Source organism: Micromonospora sp. ZG13, from assembly GCF_059359355.1.
Genome location: NZ_JCADBQ010000007.1, coordinates 290,584 through 310,439 on the forward strand (window position 1 = coordinate 290,584; position 19,856 = coordinate 310,439).

A 19,856-nucleotide genomic window follows, 5' to 3' on the forward strand; every position below is an offset into this window, starting at 1 on the left:
GACCCGCACGGTCGAAGCGCTAGCGTCCAACTGGGTTCGCCCCCACGATGAATCCGTTGTTGCCGACAGAGACGGCGACCTTGTGCACCATACCGTCGAACATCACCTCGTAGATCGGGCGCGTCCGTTGCATCCCGACCACCTTGCCCTCGGTGACGGCGGCGAACACCAGATCCGAAATCTTCTCCTCCGGCACGCCGGCTTTCCCGAAATCGTCGGCGTGGCGCATGATGTGGGTTAGGCCAGCACGACCGTTTCCCGTCTCGAGGAACACGATCCGCCCGCTCGGATCTCGGCCGATGGCGACTATCTCTTCCGGATTGTGCTTCACGCCCTGCTGGCTCAGCTCGGCCAGCAGCTCTTGTCTCTGGGTGCGGCCACCTCGGGGACTTGGCGGGCCACTGCCTGTGCTCAACCGCCCCAGCGCCTGCTTCAGCTTCTCGATCAGGTCACCGAGCCGCCGGATCAGCGGCATTAGCCGTCGCAGACTCGCCAGCAGCCCACGCAGCAGCCGTGCGATCCGCGCCGCCCACGACGCCACCAACGTCGTCACCTGCTCCAGAACCAGCGGCGCGGCGAGCCCGCCGGTGACGACCAGTTCGCCCGCGTACACGATGAGCCGGGAGACGCAGGTGGCGATGGCGTCGCGGACCAGCAGCCGGACGGCGGCGACCAGGCCGGCGGCTCCTTCGGTGATGGCGGCGAGGGTGTCGGCGCCCTGGGCCAGCCCGCCGATGGCCTGCTGCTGCTCGGCGGCCCAGGCGCGGTAGGCGGGGCCAGCGCCGCCACCCCAGCTTGCGACGTCGGTGCGGACGGCGGCGGCCAGGTCGGCGGCCTCCCTGCGCAGCGACGCGGCGACGTTGCGCCAGGTCTGGGCGTGGGCGGTGATCTGCGCCGGGTCGCCCGCGAGCCAGTCGAGTGCCTCGCTGAGCGGCTTGACGTGCTCGATCAGCCAGGCGATGCCGTACTGGAGCAGCGCGCCGACCGGGTCGGAGACGAAGGCGAGGGCGTCCAGTCCGGCGCTGACCACGCCGAGGGTGCCGTCGATCCAGCTGCCGTTGCGGACGCCCTGGGCGATGAGTTCGATGTCTTCGCAGATCCAGATGCCGGCCCAGGCGCTGGGCGGGGTCTCGGCGGCCGTGGCGACGAGCGGGTTGGTGGTCACTCCTTGTGCCGTATCCGCTGCAGCGACTGCTCGGCCCGGGCGTCGGCGGCACGGTAGCGGTCGGCACCGGTCCGCAGTCTGTCGGCCGTGTTGCGCACCGAGCCGGCCGCGGTGCCGATGCCCTGGATCAGGGTCTGCTGGAGGCCGTCGAGCAGCACCGGCATGACCGCGCAGAGCTGCCCGTACGCCTCGGTGCCCAACCGGACGTGCTGGCCGGCCTGGCGGGCGGTGTCGAGACTGTCGGCGCGGCGGTCGAGGCGTGCGGCGTGGCGGATCAGGCCGTCGGGGTCGACCTGGATGCCGTCATCGCCGGGCATCCGGTGTGCCCCGGTCGGGATCCAGCCGGCGGCGGTACGACTCGACCAGCGCCGTTGCTGTCGGATCCTCGGCACCGAGGATGCCCGTGGTCGCCTCGGTGATCCTGGACAGGAGGTCGGCGTGGGCGGCTCGGGTGGTGTCCAGGATCTGCCGGGCGGTGTGCGCCGCGGAGTGTTGTCGGGTGCGTTCGTCCAGCCGCAGGTCGACCAGCAGGCCCGAGGAGTCGACGGTGACCTCGATCGTCCGGTCGGGGCTGGTCGCCGTGCCCCTCATCGCCTGCACCCGCGAGGCCAGCTCCTTGGCCCGAGCCGCCCGGTCCGCGATGGACGCTTCCCAGTCGTCGAGCCGGCGCGTTGCCTCGTCCAGCGCGGCTTCGTCCGCCCACATGCCTGACCCTCCCCAGGGCATCGACGCCGACCGGTCGGTGTCGCGGTCACGTTATCAACCGGTGGCGCTGCGTGGTGTGCCGCGACCACGACGGCGAGTGCTCCCGCTGCCTCCGCCGATGACGCTCCCACGGGACGGCTGTCGGCTTCTGTGAATCTGACGGTGCGGCTGGCTTTCCCGCACCGGTCCCCGGCGGCGGACGAGAGCCTGCTCTCGGGCTTGGACGAGGTGCTGGCCGTCGCCGGTCGTGCCCGGCCGCTGTCCCGGCGGCAACTGGGCGACCTGCGGCACCTGCGCCGGTGTGGCATCGGTGACGCGCCGGACGGGGAGTGCGTGGGGCGGGCGTACTCCGTCGATCGCGACGGCGGCCAGGCAGCCGGGAGGACCCGTCGCCTGAGCGCCGCGCTGCTCGTCGGCGCGCTGGACGGCCGTGAGGTGGGCTTCTCGCTCGACATGGCGATGGACGCTGGTGCTGCTTCCACCCGACGCTGCGTGCCCTGCTCGGCAGCGACGAGCTGGACGACCGCGTCCGTACCTGGCGAGGTGCCCTGCTGCGCAACTGGACGCACTGCAACGGCAGTGACACGGTGTGTTCCGAGGGCAACTAATTTGCTAGCATCAATATCCCGTCGGCGTGGAACGGAGTTTGCCGTGTACCGTCGTGCTCGTGCCCTGCTTGCTGCCCTAGTCGCCTCCCTTCTGGCTGTCGCGACGCTCGGTCTGGCCACCGCATCCCCGGCCGCCGCATTCGGTGGCGAGACCTTCGGTTGTCGCGTCGCGCCCGGCACGATCTTCACATGGGAGACCACCTGCCTGAACAGTAAGCCGGCCACCACGTACAACGTCGGATTCGCCGTGCTCAACACGTCCGGCAGCTACACCTACTCGTGGACGGTCACCGGCCCGTATGAGTATGTGATCACCGGCTGCACCACCACCTCATACGACTGCGCCGTTGCCGTGCGGGGTGGTTCCAACGATAGTGAGATCACCGCAACCGTCACGTACTCCCAGGGCGGGCAGAGCGCCACCCGCAGTGCGACTGCGATCATCCGCGGCTACTGCGGCTCGTACCTCTGCTGAGACCGCTACCGATGCGTCTGCTTACCAGCGGTATTTACGGCGATCTCGGCAAACAGGTTCAGCGGCTGGTAAGCGTCCACCGAAGGCGACGGTAGAAGCGTTCAAACGGTATCCATCATGTCGCCGCCAGGGTTGGTTTCCCTCCTGCGGTAAGGATCGGGCCACGGGCAGCCAGGCGTGGGCGGCCATCGCGAGCTGATGTGGGCGTAACGGGTTCCCCGGTCGCGGACCTGGTACTCGTCGAGACCAGCTTCAGTCTTGGCCTGTTGGAATCGGGAACGCGCCGACCAGCCGGGAGGCGACCTACCGGGACGGCAGCGGTGCGGCCGGGCGGACCGCGGTGAACTGGGAGTGCTCGTACCGGGTGGCAGAGAGCAGCAGCAGCCACTCGTCGCAGCCCTGCCACGGGTAGAGGTCGGCGGCGCCGCCGCGTACGGTCCGCGGCCCGTCACCGGCGCGTGGCCGCGCGTCCGCCGGTGCGTCCGCGAAGCCGGGGATCCACACGTCGGCGCAGATCTCGCCGGCCGAGCCCATCGCGGCCAGGCCGAAGGCGTTCTCGGCGGCGGCCGTGCGCTCCTCGTCGCCGAAGTCGTCGAGGATCTGGTCCTCGTCGGGTTTGTCGTCGCCGCGGAACGTCAGCGTGGTGGTGCCGGCGCGGGCCGCGTACTCCCACTCGGCCTCGCTGGGCAGCCGGAACGGCAGGGCATCGAGCAGGTCGTCCAGGTCGTCCTCGAGGCGGGCCGTGGTGGTGTCCTCGTCGGCGTAGAAGTCCTCGTAGTCGGGCAGCCAGTGCCGGACCTGCGCGACCGTCAGCGGGTGCCGGGCGATCAGGAACGGTTCGACCCGCACCTCCCGCACCGGCTGGGCGTCCGCTGCGCCGGCGAAGAAGGGCTCGAGGGTGTCCTCGACTTCTCCGCTGCGCTCGATGGCGCGTACGGCCTCCAGTTCCGCCTCGGACAGACCCATGCGGAACGTGCCGCCGGGCACCTCCCGGAACACCACACCCGACGCCGTGTGGTGCCAGGCCGGACGCCCGGCCACGATCTCCTCGGTCCACATGGCGCCGAACGCTAGCAGCCGAGAATCTGGTTATGGCGGTCTGATCCACCGAGCGGCGTTCCTGGTTTGGGTTGTCCTGGAGTGGCACACCTTGATACCGGAACCCCGCTTCTCGCTTCCCGATCAACGCACCCCTTGATCCGCAAGGCATTCGTCGTCCGAGGCCCGCTCACGAGGTGCCGTCGTCGCGTACGCGGGCCGGCGCCGGGCCGAGCAGCACGTCTACCAACAACGTCACGCCGTGGAGTGCGGCATCAACCGGCTTTTGACGAAGACCTACTAGACGACGCATAGTACCGACCGTATTATGTGGTGCATGATAGCGGCAGTAGGCGGCTCGGAAGCCGCTTCCGAGCGACAGGCCCAGCTACTGCGCGGCTGCCTGGACATGTGCTTGCTTGCGCTGCTTGCCGGCGAGCCGGCGCACGGCTACGAACTCGTCCGCCGACTCGACACCGCCGGATTCGGAACGGTGAGCTACGGCACCGTCTACCCGTTGATCACCCGATTGCAACGCTTGGGGCTCATCGTCAACGCGCTGCAGCCCAGTCCCAACGGCCCACCCCGCAAGGTCTATCGGCTCACCGATACCGGCCACGATCGGCTGCGCGCTTGGCGCGAGCAGTGGGTCCAGTTCGCTGGCGTCGTGAACGCAACCCTCGCCGTCCGTCCACCGAATCCAGGAGACGACCATGAGCACGTCGACGTCGGCCGTTGACAACCTCCTCGCCGCCGCAGACCGAGAGTGGCGCGCTCTCGGTATTCACCGTCGCGACCGGGTGACTCTCGCGGCCGACCTCCGCGCCGAGCTCGAGGCAGCAGCCGCCGACGGGCTCGATCCCGCAGAGCTTCTCGGCGCTGACCCTGTCGAGTTCGCCGTGCGAATCGCCGAGGAAGCCGGCGTGGAGCGCACCCCGCCGCGGTACGGCCAGGTACTCGGCGTTGCGACCGCGGGCGCGATGCTCTCCCTCGTCGTGGGCTACGTCGTGGTCATTAGCCTGCACCAGGCATTCGTGGCGGCATTCGACCTGCCGCGAAGCGTGCGCGTGCCGTTGTGGCTTGCCGCTGGCGTCTTCTACGGCGCCGTCGCAGCGGTTGTCATCGCCGGCGCCGTCCTCGCCGTACGCATCGCCCTACGAGACGCGCCCCACATCCGACACACTGCGGCGCGGATGACACTGCTGCTGCCACCCGCTATCGCAGCCGCGATCGCCGCTGCGGCCACCTTCGCCTGGTCGCTCAACTACCCGTTCACCCCACTGGCGATCGCGGCCGAGGCTGCGATTGTCCTCGCTGCCTTCCTTGCAGCAACGACGCTGGCCCGCCGCTGGTCTGTGACGGCGGCGCGGTGATCCGGCCAGCCCAACGGTCATGGCCCGAGCCACTCCTGCGCGTGACCCATCAAGAGGCCAGCAGGGCCTCCGCCACCGCGTCTACTGCTGTGTTCGGCTGCCCGGTGGCCGGCGCTGCGTGCTCCTCGCCGGCCGCGACGGCGGGCGCTCCCGTCGCCTGCGTCGTTGACGCTCGCTGACTGTCGGAAACCCGCCATTCCGGCGGTGCGGCTGCGATCGGTAGACGGCCTCGTGTGGCGGTGGCCGTTCGAGATCGCGCTGGTGAGAGTGGGTTGTCGTGGCGCGGAAACTCGGTGATCGTCGCTCGATCTGGACGTATCCCAGCTCTGGCGGTGGCGAGGTGCCACAACGTAACCTCATTGACCGCAACGGGGTGGACGTTAATCGAACCGCCCATTCCACAGGCGCCTCAATCGACGACGTCGCCCGTGTGTGGCGTCCACCGATCGATGATCTGGCGCAAGCTCCGCTCGGCTGGTCGAGCGGGGACTCATTTCGGACGTGACGACGCAGGGAGCTCAACGCATGGCGACGGATGCCCACGACGGACCGGTTCCGGAAGCAGCCGTACGTGGGCAGCGGGTGCTTGACCTCTTGGACAAGGCAATCGACCTCCAGGGCCCACTGGTACGCAAGAACATCGCCCGGGCCCGCCAGCGGAACCCAGAGGCGACACCGGCAGAGGTGATCCGCAATCTGGAGCGGATGTACGTGGGCGCCCTGACCGGCACGGGTGCCGCGGTTGGCGGAGCCGCAGCGGCGCCCGGCGTCGGCACGGGCGTCGCGCTGGCGCTGTCGGCCGGCGAGGCACTTTCATCGCTTCAGCTGAGCGCCCTCTTCGCGCTCTCGATCGCCGAGGTCCACGGAGTGCCCATCGACGAGATCGAGCGCCGTCGAACGATCGTGATGGGCATCATGCTCGGCGGGTCCGGCTCCGCCACCATCACCAAGGTCGCCGAGCGTACGGGGCAACACTGGGGACGTCAGGTGGTCGCCAAGGTGCCCGCCGAGACATTACGTCAGATCAACAAGATCCTGGGGAGACACTTCATCACGAAGTACGGGAGCAAGCAGGGGATCATCGTTCTCGGTCGAGCAGCACCGTTCGGTATCGGCGCGGTGATCGGTGGTGGCGCCAACGCTGCCCTCGCCACTCTGGCTGTACGGGCCGGGCGTCGCGCATTCGGCCCACCTCCGACGTCGTGGCCATGCTGACGCGCAGCACACCGCAGACATCTGAGCGTTCGCTCCGCACGAGCACGCACCCCTAGCCTCCCGACGCGGCAGCGGTGCGACCGGGCGCACTGTGGCGAACCTGCGTGTTCGTACGCGCGAGCAAGGCAGGCGCTGCTCGGTGGAGCGCTATCCGGGCGGTTGATCGGGCTGGATGCGCAGCGTCGTGATGGTCGTGGCGAGCATGACGTAGTGCCCGACCAGCATGCACAGCTCGATGCACTCGCGCTCGTCCAGGTGGACGCGCAGCGCCGTCCACGCCTCGTCGTCGAGGTCGCGGTGGCGTACCAGCCCGTCGACCGCGACCAGCACCGCGTGCTCACGGGCGGACCACCCGACGCCGATGTCGTCGCTGCTCACGCGCTCGATCTGCGCGTCGGTGACGCCGGCCCGCCGGGCGAGCCTCAGGTGGTGGTCGTGCTCGTAGCGGCAGGCGCACAGGTGCGCGACCCGCAGGATGACCAGTTCGGTCTCCCGGCGCGGCAGCACGCCGCCCGGCATCAGGCGGCGGGCGAAACGCAGCCAGCCGCGAAACAGCGGGCGGTGGCGGCCGAGGGTGAGGAACAGGTTCGGCGGGCCGGTGCCCGTGACCCGGCCGGCCGCCTGGCTGAACAGCCAACCGAACGTACCGACGTCCTGCCGGCCGCCGGGGCTTATGCGGGGCGCGGTCACGGTTGGCCATCCGGCTGCGGCGTGGTCAGCGGCGGACGCTCCGCCTGCGCGATGCGTAGCGCGTCGACCAGCCCGCGTTGGAATCTGCGGTCGAGCAGCGGCTGGACCGCCATGCGCAGCGGCAGCACGGGCCGCACCCAGCCGGGCGCGACGATCCGCCGGCTCCGGCGGGCGACGCCGCGCTCCAACGCGGCGACGCCGACCTCCAACGAGGCGACGCGGTGCAGCCGGCTGCCGTGCAGCAGCGCCGTCGCGGCCCTGGTGCCGAACCCGCGCGAGGTCATGTCGGTGTCCAGCTCGGCGAAGTACGCGACGCCGGCGCGGGCGCCCGAGGGCCGCAGTTCGACCCGCAGGGTGTTGCCGAGGGCCTCGACCGCGGCCTTGGAGGCGCTGTACGCACCGAGCAGCGGCGCGTGCACCGCTGCGGCCAGTGACGCGATCACCAGCGCGTAGCCGTTCGGGTGGCTGATGTGCGGGGCCGCGGCGCGCAGGGTGTAGTAGGTGCCGAGGACGTTGACGGCGTTCGTCCGCTCGAACACGTCCGGGTCGCCGCCGACCAGCGGCAGTTGGGCGGCAACCCCGGCGTTGGCCACGACGACGTCGAGCCCGCCGAGCCGGTCCACGGCCATCTCGACCGCAGCGTCGACCTGGGCTCGGGAGCGGACGTCGCAGCTGCTCCACGGGGCGTCGCCGCACGCCGCCGACACGTCGGCCAGCAGCTCGGGTTCCAACCCGACGACGGCGACCCTGGCGCCCCGCTGGTGCAACCGACGGGCCAGCGCGGCGCCGATCCCGCGGGCGCCACCGGTGACGAGGACGCGCCTGCCCGTCAGCGACCGGGAACCATCACTCATGGCGGAATTATAGATACTTCCCGATGGATGAACGCGCGAGGCGCGGAACCGCCCGCGCAGTGGCGTCGGCGTCGGTACTCGCCACTGGAGGTTCCGTGTCGCTCACCGCTCCGGTTCGGGGTCCTGCCGTACGGGCTCGTCGGCAGTGCGCCCGTGGCTGAGGAAGTACGCCCCGAAAGCGCCGGCGAGGGTGCCGAACACCACCACGGAATAGACGGCGAGCACCAGTTCGAGTATCTGCGCGAACGTGTCGGTGGCGCCGAGCGGCACACCGGTGATGGTGGTGAGCGCGGCAGCGTGCAGGGCCCGCCCGTGGGTCGGGTAGGAGCCGGTGAGCGTCAGCAACTGCCCGGCGGCCAGGATGACCGTCACCGTCACGACGGCGAGCCAGGCCAGCCGGTTGGTGAGCAGCCGGCCCGCCGAGCGGGAGCCGCGCACGGCGGCGGCGACCACTCCGGCTCCCCGGGCGGCGCGAAGCGCGATGGCCGCGCGGGCGAACCGCAGGAAGGGCACGACGAGGAAGATCACCTGCCACCAGTTCTGCCGCCAGAACTGTCGGGCGCGGTGCCGGGACAGCCAGGCACGCAGGGCGAACTCCGCCACGAACACGGCCCACAGGATCCAACCGGCGATCGTGAGGATGGTGCTGAGCGGCTCGTCGTGGGTGAACGCCTGCACGAGCACCAACAGCAGGAACAGGAGGCCGAGAATCCCCATCGGCTTGTCGAGCCGGTCGGTGAGATCGTCGAGACGGGAACCGTCCTCTCGACGGTTGTGCGCCCGGGCGGCACGTCCGCCCTCACGCTGGGGGCGGTCGCCGTCTCCGTCGGAGTGCCCGGCCGACACGCTCAGGCACCACCGGGGTGGGTCTCGGCAGCGGCGGGAGCGGGCCGGACCGCCCGCGATGCGTCCCGCCGGCGGCGGGCACCGTACCCTCGCCTCCCACTGGTCACGATCGTCTGCATGATCTGGCTCCTCGGGCCGGTGGTCGCGACGCGTTGTCGACAACCGACCGTAGGGGCTCTATCGCGCCCCGACCGCCCGTTTGCGTCAAGTGCCGAACCGTCGCGGCTGCCGCTCCCGGGCTGACGGCACATCACGCCCCAAATGATGTCTATCCCTCGATGCCGTTGGTAGGGTGCTGCGGTGCCTCCCCCTTCCACCGTCAGCGCGCCACCGGGCGAACGCCCCCTGACCTCCGAATCCACGCCCTCCACCGCCCGACAGGTGCGGCGCGCCCGCTTCAGCGAGTCCGGTCTCGCGTGGCTGATGCTGCTGCCCTCGGTGGGGGTCTTCGCCCTGTTCGTGTTCTGGCCGCTCGGGCGGACCCTGTACCTCTCCGTGCACGGCAACGACATCTTCGGCGCCGCGTCCGAGTACGTCGGCGCGGCGCACTACCGGGACATGCTGTCCGGGGAGTTCGGCGGGGTGCTGGCCACGACGGCGCTGTTCACTCTCTTCTCGGTGGTGCCGGCCGTGCTGGGCGCGCTGTTCGTGGTGCTGCTGCTGGAGGCGCGCATCCGGGGCGTACGGGCGCTGCGCACCGCGTTCGCGCTGCCGTTCGCGTTCTCGGTGGCGACCGCGTCGGTCATCTTCGCCGTCATCTACAACCCGGCGATCGGGGTGGCGAACGGCCTGCTCGGCTCCCTCGGCATCGACCGGGTCAACTGGCTCACCGACCCGTCGATCGCGCTGCCGGCCGTCTGCGCCGCGACGGTGTGGATGAACTTCGGCTACAACATCCTCGTGCTCTCCGCCGGGGTCTCGGCGATCTCGCCGGAGGTGGTCGAGGCGGCGCGGCTGGACGGCGCGACCGGGTGGCGGCTGGCGACGCGGATCACCGTGCCGCTGCTCTCCCCGCAGCTGTTCTTCCTCGTGGTGGTCTCCACGATCCACGCCCTGCAGAGCTTCGGGCAGATCCACATCCTGACCAAGGGCGGGCCGGACCAGGCCACGACGACCCTGGTCTACTCGATCTACGAGAAGGCGTTCGCCTTCGGCTCCTCCGACTTCGGCGCGGCCAGCGCGCAGGCCGTCGTGCTGCTGGTCATCATGCTCGGCTGCACGGCCGTCCAATTCGGCGTCCTCGAACGGCGGGTCCACTACCGATGAAAAAGCTCAACCTCGGGCGGATCGCCGTCTACGTCGTGCTCGGCCTGGCGGCGATCCCCGTGCTCTTCCCGGTCTACTACGGCTTCGTCGGCGCCGTGATGGGGCCCGGCGACCTGGCGACCTACCCGCCCGCGCTGGTGCCGAGCGCGCTGCACTGGCAGAACGTCACCGACGTGTTCAGCTCGGTGCCGCTCGGCCGCTTCTACGCCAACTCCGCCGTGCAGGCCGGCGTCATCACGGTCGCGCAGGTCGTCACCAGCATCTTCGCCGCGTACGCCTTCGCGTTCCTGCGCCTGCCGGCGAAGGCGGCGACGTTCAGCCTCTTCCTCGCCACCCTCATGGTGCCGTGGGAAGCGATCATCATCCCCAACTACCTGGCCATCTCCGACTGGGGCCTGACGCGCGGAGGGCTGACGTACCTCGGCCTGGTGCTGCCCTTCCTCGCCTCGGCGTTCGGCACGTTCCTGCTGCGGCAGGCGTTCCTTCAGTTCCCGACCGAGCTGCGCGACGCCGCAGTGATCGACGGGTGCGGCCACTGGCGCCTGCTGTGGCGGGTCATCGTGCCGCTGTCGAAGCCCTCCATCGCGGCGGTCGGGGTCTACGTCTTCCTCTCGGCGTGGAACCAGTACTTCTGGCCGCTGATCCTCATCCGCGACACCGAGTTCCAGACGCTGCAGATCGGCATCTCCCAGCTCAACGACGCCGAGGCGGCGCAGCCGGGTCTCGTCCTCGCCGGCGTCGCGTTGTCGCTGCTACCCACGCTGGCCGTCGTGATCTTCGGCCAGCGCTACATCGTCCGCGGGCTGACCGCCGGGGCGCTGCGTTGAACCATCGAGAAGGAGAACCCATGAGAAGACCTCGGCTCCGCCGTAGCGCGGCGGCGTTCGTCGCCGTCGTGGCCGCCGCCGCGCTCACCGCGTGCGGCGACTCCGGCTCCGGCACCGACGGCGGCAGTGGCGCGCTCGACGCGCCCGGCGCCGAGGTGCTGGAGAAGGCCACGGACAAGACCACGATCGAGTTCTGGCACGCGATGAAGGGGGCCAACGCCACCGCCGTCGACCAGCTCGTGGCCGACTTCAACGCCCAGAGCGGCGGCAAGGTCGAGGTCAAGGCGGTCTTCCAGGGAAGCTACGACGAGACGATCGCGAAGTACAAGGCGTCGGTGCAGCAGAAGAGCACGCCGGCGCTGGTGCAGATCTACGACATCGGCAGCCGCTTCATGGTCGACTCGAAGCAGGTCGTGCCGATGCACAAGTTCATCGAGAAGGACGGCTTCAACGCCGGCGACATCGAGCCCAACATCGCCAGTTACTACTCGGTCGACGGCAAGCTCTGGTCGATGCCGTTCAACTCCTCGACGCCCCTGCTGTACCTCAACAAGGAGGCGTTCGAGCGGGCCGGCCTCGACCCGACGAAGCCGCCGAAGGACCTCACCGAGATCGGCGAGCTGGCCAAGAAGCTCACCGTCAAGGACGCCAGCGGCAAGACGGTCCAGTACGGCTTCAACGCCGCCATCTACGGCTGGCTGGTGGAGCAGTTGCTCGCCACCGACGGCAAGGAGTACTGCGACAACGGCAACGGGCGCAAGGGCCTGGCCACGAAGGTGCAGTTCGACCAGGAGACGGCCGTACGCGTCGCGCAGTGGTGGACGGACCTGGTGAAGGGCGGCTACGCGACCAACACCGGCCGCAAGACCGACGACGCCCAGGCGGCCTTCAAGTCGGGCACCGTCGCCATGCACCTGGAGTCCACCAGCGTGCTGCGCGGTTACGTCGACGCCGCGAAGGGCAAGTTCACCGTGCTCACCGCCCCGTACCCGAAGGTGAGCGCCGCCTCGACGGGCGGACCGATCATCGGTGGCGCCTCGCTGTGGATCAACGGCGTCGGCCACAGCGACAAGGAGAAGCGGGCCGCCTGGGAGTTCGTGAAGTTCGCCTCCGGGCCCGTCGAGCAGGCCAAGTGGCACACCAGCACCGGGTACGTGCCGATCAACGCCAAGGCGCTCGACGAGCAGATCGACAAGGACTGGATGGCGAAGTTCCCCCAGTTCCGCACCGCCGTCGACCAGCTGCACGCGCTGCCGCCGTCGGTCGCGTCGGCCGGCTGCCTGCTGGGCGTGATGCCGCAGGCCCGCAAGGCCTCCGAGGACGGCCTCGAGGCGGCCATCGTCGGCAGCAAGCCGGCCGAGCAGGCCATGAAGGACGCGGCGGCGAGCGTGCAGGGCGCCATCGACAGCTACAACAAGTCGGTCGGCTGACCACCGCACCGCGCTGATCGTCGGGAAGGGCCAGTTCCGTCGGAACTGGCCCTTCCCGCTGCCCGCCCGCCGTCCCACGGGCGTCGGCCGGCCACCGAGTGCGCACCTCGTGGGGCGGGCGTGCGGGCGGTTCCTAGGGTGGGGCTCGTCCGTCGATCGAGGGAGAGAGCGTTGGCGCCGTCGTACCGCCCACCCCGTTGGAGCCTGGCAGGGGCGGCCCTGGGTCTGCTCGTCGGGCTCGCCGCCTGCACCGGCCCCCGGGCGGAGCCGCCCGAGCGGCCGGCGCCGCGCGTCGAGGTGACCCAGGAGAGCCTGCGCGGAAGAGAGGGACAAGCGGAACAGGAGGGCCGGCCGCCGGTCTGGTCGGTGACGGCCGGGCGGGTCGACCAGCCGCTGACGCAGCTCGGCCAGGTCGTCGTCGTGCCCGACGGGCGGGAGCTGCGCGCGGTGGACCGCTCCACGGGGCAGGACCGGTGGCGTCACCCGTTCCCGGTGAGCTACCGGTACGCGGTCGCGGGCGACCTGATCGTCGTCAGCGCCAACAACGGTGGGCCGCTGGAGGTGCTCGACGCGGCCACCGGCGCCACCCGCTGGCGGACGGAGGACACCCAGGACGTCGTCGTCCAGCAGCAGAACGTCTACCACCGCGCGTGCGTCGGCACCGGACGGTCCGCGACGTGTGTGGTCGTCGCCCGGGACGTGCGCGACGGTCGTCAACTGTGGAAGCTGCCCGCCGACCGGTTCGCCCGGGTGACCGACGAGGCGATCGGCGTCCGCGCGCCGCACGCCGCGCCCACAGGGCGGTACGTGGCGGTGCGGCTGGACGGGCGCACCTACACCACCGTCGCGGCCGCCACCGGCAAGGCCGGTGCCGGTCGGTTGCCGAGCCGCGCCTGGCACGGCTTCGTCGCCGGTGGCCTGCTGGTGACCACCGACCACGATCCGCCCCGCGGCGACCGGCGGTGCACGGTCGACATCGCCACCGTCGACGCGGCCACCGGTGCCGGAGGCTGGTCCGGCGAGGTCTTCAGCGGGCGTCGCGAGGACGGCGAGTGTGTCAAGCGGCTGGCGCACGACCGCAGCGGCCTGACCATGATCGGGGCCGGTACCCGGCTCGTCGCGGTCACCGCCGCCGGCCGGCCCCAGGCGGTGGACCTGCGGACCGGAAAGACGCAGTGGGAGGCCGCCACCCCCGGCGTACCGGTCGACGGGGACGACCGGTCGGTGCTGGTGCGGCGCACCGCCGACGGCGGCGAGCTGGCCCTGCTCGACGCGGCCACCGGCGCGACGCGGTGGAGCGCGCCGGATCCGGGGTTGGCTGGCACCTCGGCGAGCTGGCGGTCGAGCGTGACCCGACGCCTCGTGGCGGTCAGCGGCGCGGTCGAGCAGCGGCCGGTCGTGCTCGTCCACGACGTGTCGACCGGCCGCCAGCTGGGCCGGTATCCCGGTTGGCTCGCCGGCGCCGGGGACGACTGGGTGGCGGTCAGCCACTCCGGGGGACCGGACGGGATCGCCCTGGACCTGTACGCCTTCTGAACCGGTCCACCGGGAGCGGCGGTCGGCCGGCTGCCGCTCCCGGCTGGCCGAGCAGCGCCGCCCGCGCGACGCGGAGGCGATAGTCCCCGGCCCGCCCGGGCCGGGGACCACCAACGGATGCCGTCGCTGCGGCACGCCGCCCTCAGCGCAGGCGGGCCTCGATGGCCTCGATGACGCGCGGGCGCAGCTCCGCCGCGCGGATGACGGCGTCGACGGAACCGACCTCGACCGCGCGCTGGATGTTGTGCACCCGGTCGAACTCGGCGGCCACCTCGCCCAGCTTCTCCACGCGTACCGAGGAGCGCAGCTCGTCGAGCTCCGCCGTCAGCGCCGCGCGGTCGGTGCCGGAGGCGGCCGCGACGCGGGCCTCCAGCTCCCGCACGCGCGGGTCGGCGGCGGTACGGGCGTTGACGTCGCCGGAGAACACCACCGCGGCGGCGGGGGCGCCGCCGAGCACCGAGGCGAACGAGCCCTCCAGGGCGAGCACGGTCATGTTCGGGTTCAGCGCCTTGGAGAAGACCACGAACGCGCCCCCGTGGTAGCGGGAGATCACGCAGAACACGATGGGCCCGCGGAAGTTGACGATGGCCCGGCCGATCTCCGCGCCGTACTCCAGTTGCAGGTTGCGCATCGACTCCGGCGAGCCGTCGAAGCCGGACAGGTTCGCCAGCACCACCAGCGGCCGGTTGCCGCTGGCCGCGTTGATCGCCCGCGCGGCCTTCTTCGACGAGCGCGGGAACAGGGTGCCCGCGGTGTAGGTGTCCGGGCCGTCGGTGGGCGGGAAGCCGCGCCGCGGCACCGCCCGCGACTCGATGCCGATGAGGCACACCGGCATGCCGCCGAGGTGTACGTCCTGCACCGCCACGGTCTCCGCGTCGGCCATGCCCGCCCACCGTTCCAGCACCGGGCGGTCCTGGTCGGACAGCGCCCGCATCACGGTCCGGATGTCGAACGGCTTCTTGCGGTCCGGGTTGGCCCCGGCGGAGAAGATCTCGCCGACGGTGGTGAAGTCGCTGCCCGCCACGATGTGCGGGAAGTCGGAGATGTCACGGTCGACGGGGTCGCTCGTGCGTGCCCGCCGTGGCCGCTGCTCGCCGGGCACGACGTACGTGTGCTGGTAGTGGGCCATCAGCACGTCGCGCGCGGCGGCCAGGTTCGGCGCCCAGTACTGCGCCTGCCCGTTCGGGCCCATCACCCGGTCGTAGCCGCCGATGCCGAAGTTGTCCTCGGCCGACACCCCGCCGGAGAAGTCGAGCGACTGCTTGCCGGTGAGCACCATCGCCGAGTCCGGCGTCATCACCAGGATGCCCTTGGTGTGCATGAGCATCGTCGCCTCGGCGTTCCAGTACGGCTGCGCGCCGACGGTGATGCCCGCGACCACGATGTTGATCTCGCCGCCGTCCTGGGTGAACTCGACGATCCGCTTGAGCGCCGCGGCCACCCAGTCCATGTTCTCGGTGCCCGACTCCATGGAGATCCGGGCGCCCGCGGACAGCGCGTACCACTCCAGCGGCACCTGCATCCGCTCGGCCAGGTCCAGCGCGGCGATCACGCGGCGGCACTCCGGCTCCGACAGCGCGCCGAGCGCCTTCGTCGGGTCGCCGAGCAGCACGACCCGGGTGACGCCCTGCGGGTGCCGGCGGGTCGGGGTGCTCACCACACCGGCGACGATCGCCGCGCTGTTGCGCCCCTTCGGCCGGTCGACCGGCACCAGCGCGTGGTTCTCGTCGAGGTCGTGCTCGACGAAGGTGCCGAGCAGGTCGGTCAGCTCGTACGGGTACACCGCGTTGCGGCTGCTCGCGCGCAGCACCTTCTGCCGGTAGTCGTCGAGCGGCTCGACCGGCTCCTCCGACGGCTCGCCGACCGTCAGCTTCGTGCCGCCGGTGGCGTCGAACGCGATGCGTACGGCGATCTTCGTCAGCTCGCCGGTCCTGGCGTCGCGCTGCCGCGCGATGAACAGGATCTCCTCCAGCCCGGCGCCCGCGGTCGTCGGCAGCACGCGCTGGGCGATCATCTTCAGCTCGGCGCGGGTGAGGTCGCTCGGCGGCCAGACGTAGACGACGATCCGGTTGGTGCTGAAGCGCTTGCGCGACGGGCGCCGCGACTGCGCGCGGCGGATCGAGTCGAGACAGGTGGCGAGCACGTCCTCGGCCGTCGGCAGCGCCACCAGCCGGCCGTCGTGCTCGCGCAGCTCGGCCAGGTCGCGTACCTGCGCGAACGCGACGAGGCGGTCGTCCGACGGGTTCTCCCGCGCGACGCACTGGTAGAGGTAGACCTCCTCGTCCGACGACGGCAGCCGGGTGAGGTCGAACCTGCTCAGCCGCTCCATCTGCATGCGCTGCGCGATGTACGGGTGCAGGCCGCGGATCAGCCGCTCCTCGCTCATCCCCATGGTCGACGGGCGGAAGGTGAAGTGGTGGTGCATCACCGCGCCGCTGCGACCCGCGACGGTGGTGGTGAGCCGGCGGACCTGGTTCGGCAGCGGGTGCGCGTTGACGACCTCGTGCAGCGCCGCGGCCATCGCGTCGAAGTCCTCCGGCTGCCCCTCCCACGCCAGGTAGATGTCGACGTCGATGGCGTCGTGGCCGCTCGCCAGCTCCGTGAGTCCGCGCAGCGCGCTGCCCAGCGCCTCGAAGCGCACGGCCGAGGAGACCACGCACGAGTCGGCCCGCTCGGCCACCACGAACGTGCAGCCCTCGACCTTGCTGGTGCGTACGCCGGTGAGGCCCTTGTTGCCGTAGTAGCGCCGGGTCAGCACCTCCAGCATGACCGCGTTGTCCAGGTGGTCGCGGACGAGCCGCTGGCCGAGCAGCCGCACCAGCGGCTCGGTGGAGCGCACCATCTCGGCGATGCGCTCCGCCCGGTCCGGCGCGTCGGGGTGCGCGTCCAGGTGGCGCAGGTGCCGGCGGACGTCGGCGTAGACGCGGGCGCGGTTGCGGCGCAGCAGCGGCTGGGCGAACCAGGCGAACACGACGCCGCGCGCGAGGTCGGAGACCACCGGGAAGCGCACCTGCGTCGCGGCCACCAGCCGCTCCAGCGCGAGGCCGGCGGGCTCGCGCAGCGACTCGTCCGGCGGCGGCTCCCGCAGCCAGGCGCGCAGCAGGGTCGCGACGACCGTGGCGTCGGCGGACGCGCGTTGCAGGGCGAGGAAGATCCGGAAGACGGCGGCTTCCAGCTCGGGGGAGCGCTCCAGCTCGGTGACGCCGTAGTGCCCGAGGGCCTTGGCGAGCTTGGCCTGGAAGGTCTCCGGCAGGCCGGCCCGCTCGACGTCGAGGTACTGCAGGTAGGTGTGGAAGTACTCGCGGGCGCTGGGCACGTGGCCGCCGCCGTCCTCGCCCGTCGGCCGGTTGCGGCTCAGCTCGGTGAGGTCGGCGAACACCTCGATGAGGTCGAGCTCCTCGGCCAGCGGCCGGTGACCCGCCTCGGTGGCGCCCTGGCGCGCGGCGAGGTAGTCGTCGAGCAGCCGGCGCTCGTCGTGCGGGTCGACGTCGAAGCCCAGCAGCAGGCTGCGCAGGTCCTCCTGCCCGCGCGTGGCGCGCTCACGCGCCGGGACCGCCTCGGCGGCGACGGGCAGGTCCAGCTCGACGGACTCGGTCGAGGTCTCCGCGGCCTCGGCGTCGTCGCCGAGCGGCTCCAGCCGCAGCAGCGGCGCGCCCGCCTCGACCTGGGTGCCCACCGACACGACGCACTCCCGCAGCCGCGCCCGGAACGGCGCGCGCAGCACCGTCTCCATCTTCATGCTCTCCAGCACCAGCACGGGCGCGCCCGCCTCGACCTCGGCCCCGACCAGCAGCGGCGTCGCGACGACCAGCGCCGGCATCGGCGAGCGCAGCACGCCGCCCTCGTCGCGGCTGACCCGGTGCGCCACGCCGTCCACCTCGACCAGGTGGATCGGCCCGTGGGTGCCGATGAGCAGGCGGTAACGGGCGCCGTTGACGACGATCTGCCCGGAGTGCCGGTCGAAGCGGTCCAGCTCGACGTCGGCGGTGCGCACGGCGCCACCGGCCTCGATGCCGACGCGGAAGCGGTGCGCGCCGACCCGCGCGACGCGTACGCGGTAGCCGGCGCCGCGGAGCTTGAGGTCCAGCGGCCGGCCGCTCTCGTGCTGCACCTGCGGGCGCCCGCCGAACGCCGTCGACAGCAGCCGCTGACGCTCGACGCGTTCCTCCTCCTCGTACGCCTCGATGGCGGCCGCCGCCAGCGCGACGGCGGAGTGCCGGTGCGTGACGAGCCTGCCCTCGCCCCGGACGCGGTCGATCCAGCCGGTGTCCGCGCTGGCGTCGATCACCTCCGGCTGGTCGAGCAGGTCGAGCACGAAGCTCTTGTTCGTCGCGCCACCCTCGATGATCACCGTGGTCTGCGCCATCGCGCGGCGCAGCCGGCCGAGCGCCTCGTCGCGGTCGCGGCCGTACGCGATGATCTTCGCGATCATCGAGTCGAAGTCGGCGGGGATGGTGTCGCCCTCGCTGACGCCGGTGTCCACGCGGATGCCCGGGCCGGCCGGCAGGTCGAGGCGCGCGATGCGGCCGGGGGAGGGCGCGAAGTCGCGGTCGGGGTCCTCGGCGTTGAGCCGGGCCTCGATGGCGTGCCCGCGCTCCACCGGCGGGCCGCCTTCGAGCCGCCCGCCCGAGGCCACGTGCAGCTGCGCCTTGACCAGGTCGAAGCCGGTGGTGGACTCGGTGATCGGGTGCTCGACCTGGAGGCGGGTGTTGACCTCCAGGAACGCGAACAGCCGGTCGCCGGGGTGGTAGAGGAACTCCACGGTCGCCGCGCCCCGGTAGGCGACCGCGACGGCCAGCCGCTCGGCCGACGCCTTCAGCTCGGCCGTCTGCTCAGGACCGAGCACCGGCGACGCCGACTCCTCGATGACCTTCTGGTTGCGCCGCTGCACGGAGCAGTCGCGGACGCCGAGCGCCCACGCGGTGCCCTGGCCGTCGGCGATCACCTGGACCTCGACGTGGCGGGCGCCGGTGACCAGGCGCTCCAGGAAGACGACGCCGCTGCCGAACGCCCGGGCGGCCTCCTGGCTGGTGCGCTCGTAGGCGTCGGCGAGCTCCGCCTCGCTGGTGATGACGCGGATGCCGCGCCCGCCGCCGCCGGCGGTCGCCTTGAGCATCAGCGGGTAGCCGATCTCGGCGGCCGCCGCCAGGGCGGCGTCGAGGGTCTCGACCGCGCCGCGGCTCCACGGCGCGACCGGCACGCCGACCTCCTCGGCGATCAGCTTCGCGCCGATCTTGTCGCCGAGCTTGCGCATGGCCTCCGGGCTCGGCCCGACGAAGGTGACACCGACCTTCTCGCACAGCTCCGCGAACGCCGGGTCCTCGGCGACGAAGCCCCAGCCGACCCACGCGGCGTCGGCCCCGGTCTCGACCAGCGCGCGCTCCAGCACCTTCAGGTCGAGGTACGGGCGCGCGGACGCGGGACCGAGGTCGTAGGACAGGTCCGCCTCGCGGACGAAGGTGGCCGTACGGTCGACGTCGGTGTGCAGGGCTACGGTCTCGATCCGTGTCCCGGTCTCCGCGGCGATGTCCCGTACGGCGTGGATGAGCCGCATGGCGGCCTCACCGCGGTTGACGATGGCGACACGTTTGAACACTCGACCAAGCCCTCCTGTAGAAACCCATGATGTGCCATGCCGCCACGCCGCGGCATCTTCGGCAGTGTCCACCCTTGCATCCCGGGATCAGAACCCCAGGGGTCCGCCTCCCTTCGCGCGTGGCGCGATAGCACGTGCCTGACCAGCGGAAACGCTGCCTGGGGTCGGAGCTTCTTCCTGATGCGTGGCGGGATCTTCCATTTGCTGGGACGCCGGGCCGGCGGGCGTCCCC

At 71.4% G+C, this 19,856-nt stretch carries 16 protein-coding genes; 8 read left to right on the forward strand and 8 right to left on the reverse strand.

What is annotated here, in order from left to right; all coding sequences use genetic code 11:
- Nucleotides 1–19: 19 nt before the first annotated feature.
- The 3 genes from AC5L34_RS17720 to AC5L34_RS17730 are packed head-to-tail and all read right to left on the reverse strand — an operon-like array spanning nt 20 to nt 1,870.
- A complete protein-coding gene (locus AC5L34_RS17720; protein WP_494825977.1) occupies nt 20–1,165 on the reverse strand; it encodes a WXG100 family type VII secretion target in 1,146 nt (381 codons plus the stop codon).
- A complete protein-coding gene (locus AC5L34_RS17725; protein ID WP_494825979.1) occupies nt 1,162–1,482 on the reverse strand; it encodes a type VII secretion target in 321 nt (106 codons plus the stop codon). Before AC5L34_RS17725 ends, AC5L34_RS17720 begins: the two co-directional genes overlap by 4 nt.
- A complete protein-coding gene (locus tag AC5L34_RS17730) occupies nt 1,469–1,870 on the reverse strand; it encodes a YbaB/EbfC family nucleoid-associated protein (protein WP_494825981.1) in 402 nt (133 codons plus the stop codon). The genes AC5L34_RS17725 and AC5L34_RS17730 overlap by 14 nt, the downstream gene beginning before the upstream one ends.
- Nucleotides 1,871–2,020: 150 nt before the next feature.
- On the opposite strand from AC5L34_RS17730, the gene AC5L34_RS17735 reads away from it, so the two are divergent.
- Nucleotides 2,021–2,953: a hypothetical protein gene (locus AC5L34_RS17735; protein ID WP_494825983.1), complete on the forward strand. Its 933-nt coding sequence runs from the start codon at nt 2,021–2,023 to the stop codon at nt 2,951–2,953.
- A gap of 303 nt (nt 2,954–3,256) precedes the next feature.
- Here AC5L34_RS17735 and AC5L34_RS17740 read toward each other — a convergent pair whose 3' ends face one another.
- Entirely contained in the window at nt 3,257–4,012 is a 756-nt protein-coding gene (locus AC5L34_RS17740) for a formylglycine-generating enzyme family protein (RefSeq protein ID WP_494825985.1), read from the reverse strand.
- A 316-nt stretch (nt 4,013–4,328) separates the two neighbouring features.
- Here AC5L34_RS17740 and AC5L34_RS17745 point away from each other — a divergent pair, with 316 nt between their 5' ends.
- The 3 genes from AC5L34_RS17745 to AC5L34_RS17755 all read left to right on the forward strand — a co-directional run bounded on the left by AC5L34_RS17745 (nt 4,329) and on the right by AC5L34_RS17755 (nt 6,579).
- Nucleotides 4,329–4,730, forward strand: coding sequence for a PadR family transcriptional regulator (locus tag AC5L34_RS17745; protein ID WP_494825987.1), 402 nt, complete (start codon nt 4,329–4,331; stop codon nt 4,728–4,730).
- Nucleotides 4,705–5,364 carry a hypothetical protein gene (locus AC5L34_RS17750; protein ID WP_494825989.1) on the forward strand — a complete coding sequence of 220 codons (660 nt, stop codon included), beginning with the start codon at nt 4,705–4,707 and terminating at the stop codon, nt 5,362–5,364. Before AC5L34_RS17745 ends, AC5L34_RS17750 begins: the two co-directional genes overlap by 26 nt.
- A 525-nt stretch (nt 5,365–5,889) precedes the next feature.
- Complete coding sequence (locus AC5L34_RS17755; protein ID WP_101414945.1) at nt 5,890–6,579, forward strand: hypothetical protein; 690 nt, start codon at nt 5,890–5,892, stop codon at nt 6,577–6,579.
- Between the two features lie 147 nt (nt 6,580–6,726).
- On the opposite strand, the gene AC5L34_RS17760 is transcribed toward AC5L34_RS17755, so the two are convergent.
- From AC5L34_RS17760 to AC5L34_RS17770, 3 genes are all read right to left on the reverse strand, one after another.
- Nucleotides 6,727–7,269 carry a carboxymuconolactone decarboxylase family protein gene (locus tag AC5L34_RS17760; RefSeq protein WP_494825991.1) on the reverse strand — a complete coding sequence of 181 codons (543 nt, stop codon included), beginning with the start codon at nt 7,267–7,269 and terminating at the stop codon, nt 6,727–6,729.
- Nucleotides 7,266–8,123, reverse strand: a complete 858-nt coding sequence (locus AC5L34_RS17765; protein WP_494825993.1) for an SDR family NAD(P)-dependent oxidoreductase — start codon at nt 8,121–8,123, stop codon at nt 7,266–7,268. The genes AC5L34_RS17760 and AC5L34_RS17765 overlap by 4 nt, the downstream gene beginning before the upstream one ends.
- Before the next feature lie 102 nt (nt 8,124–8,225).
- Nucleotides 8,226–8,840: a hypothetical protein gene (locus tag AC5L34_RS17770; RefSeq protein WP_441178178.1), complete on the reverse strand. Its 615-nt coding sequence runs from the start codon at nt 8,838–8,840 to the stop codon at nt 8,226–8,228.
- Nucleotides 8,841–9,269: 429 nt separating this feature from the next.
- On the opposite strand from AC5L34_RS17770, the gene AC5L34_RS17775 reads away from it, so the two are divergent.
- From AC5L34_RS17775 to AC5L34_RS17790, 4 genes are all read left to right on the forward strand, one after another.
- On the forward strand, nt 9,270–10,235 hold the full coding sequence (locus AC5L34_RS17775) for a carbohydrate ABC transporter permease (protein WP_357718789.1): 966 nt from the start codon (nt 9,270–9,272) through the stop codon (nt 10,233–10,235).
- The gene (locus AC5L34_RS17780; protein WP_089000488.1) at nt 10,232–11,062 is read left to right on the forward strand and encodes a carbohydrate ABC transporter permease; all 831 of its coding nucleotides are present in this window, start codon (nt 10,232–10,234) and stop codon (nt 11,060–11,062) included. The genes AC5L34_RS17775 and AC5L34_RS17780 overlap by 4 nt, the downstream gene beginning before the upstream one ends.
- A gap of 20 nt (nt 11,063–11,082) precedes the next feature.
- The gene (locus tag AC5L34_RS17785) at nt 11,083–12,492 is read left to right on the forward strand and encodes an ABC transporter substrate-binding protein (protein WP_350822745.1); all 1,410 of its coding nucleotides are present in this window, start codon (nt 11,083–11,085) and stop codon (nt 12,490–12,492) included.
- Between the two features lie 171 nt (nt 12,493–12,663).
- Nucleotides 12,664–14,028, forward strand: coding sequence for an outer membrane protein assembly factor BamB family protein (locus AC5L34_RS17790; protein ID WP_441178177.1), 1,365 nt, complete (start codon nt 12,664–12,666; stop codon nt 14,026–14,028).
- A 142-nt stretch (nt 14,029–14,170) separates the two neighbouring features.
- On the opposite strand, the gene AC5L34_RS17795 is transcribed toward AC5L34_RS17790, so the two are convergent.
- Entirely contained in the window at nt 14,171–19,624 is a 5,454-nt protein-coding gene (locus AC5L34_RS17795; protein ID WP_441178176.1) for an ATP-binding protein, read from the reverse strand.
- Between the last annotated feature and the right edge of the window lie 232 nt (nt 19,625–19,856).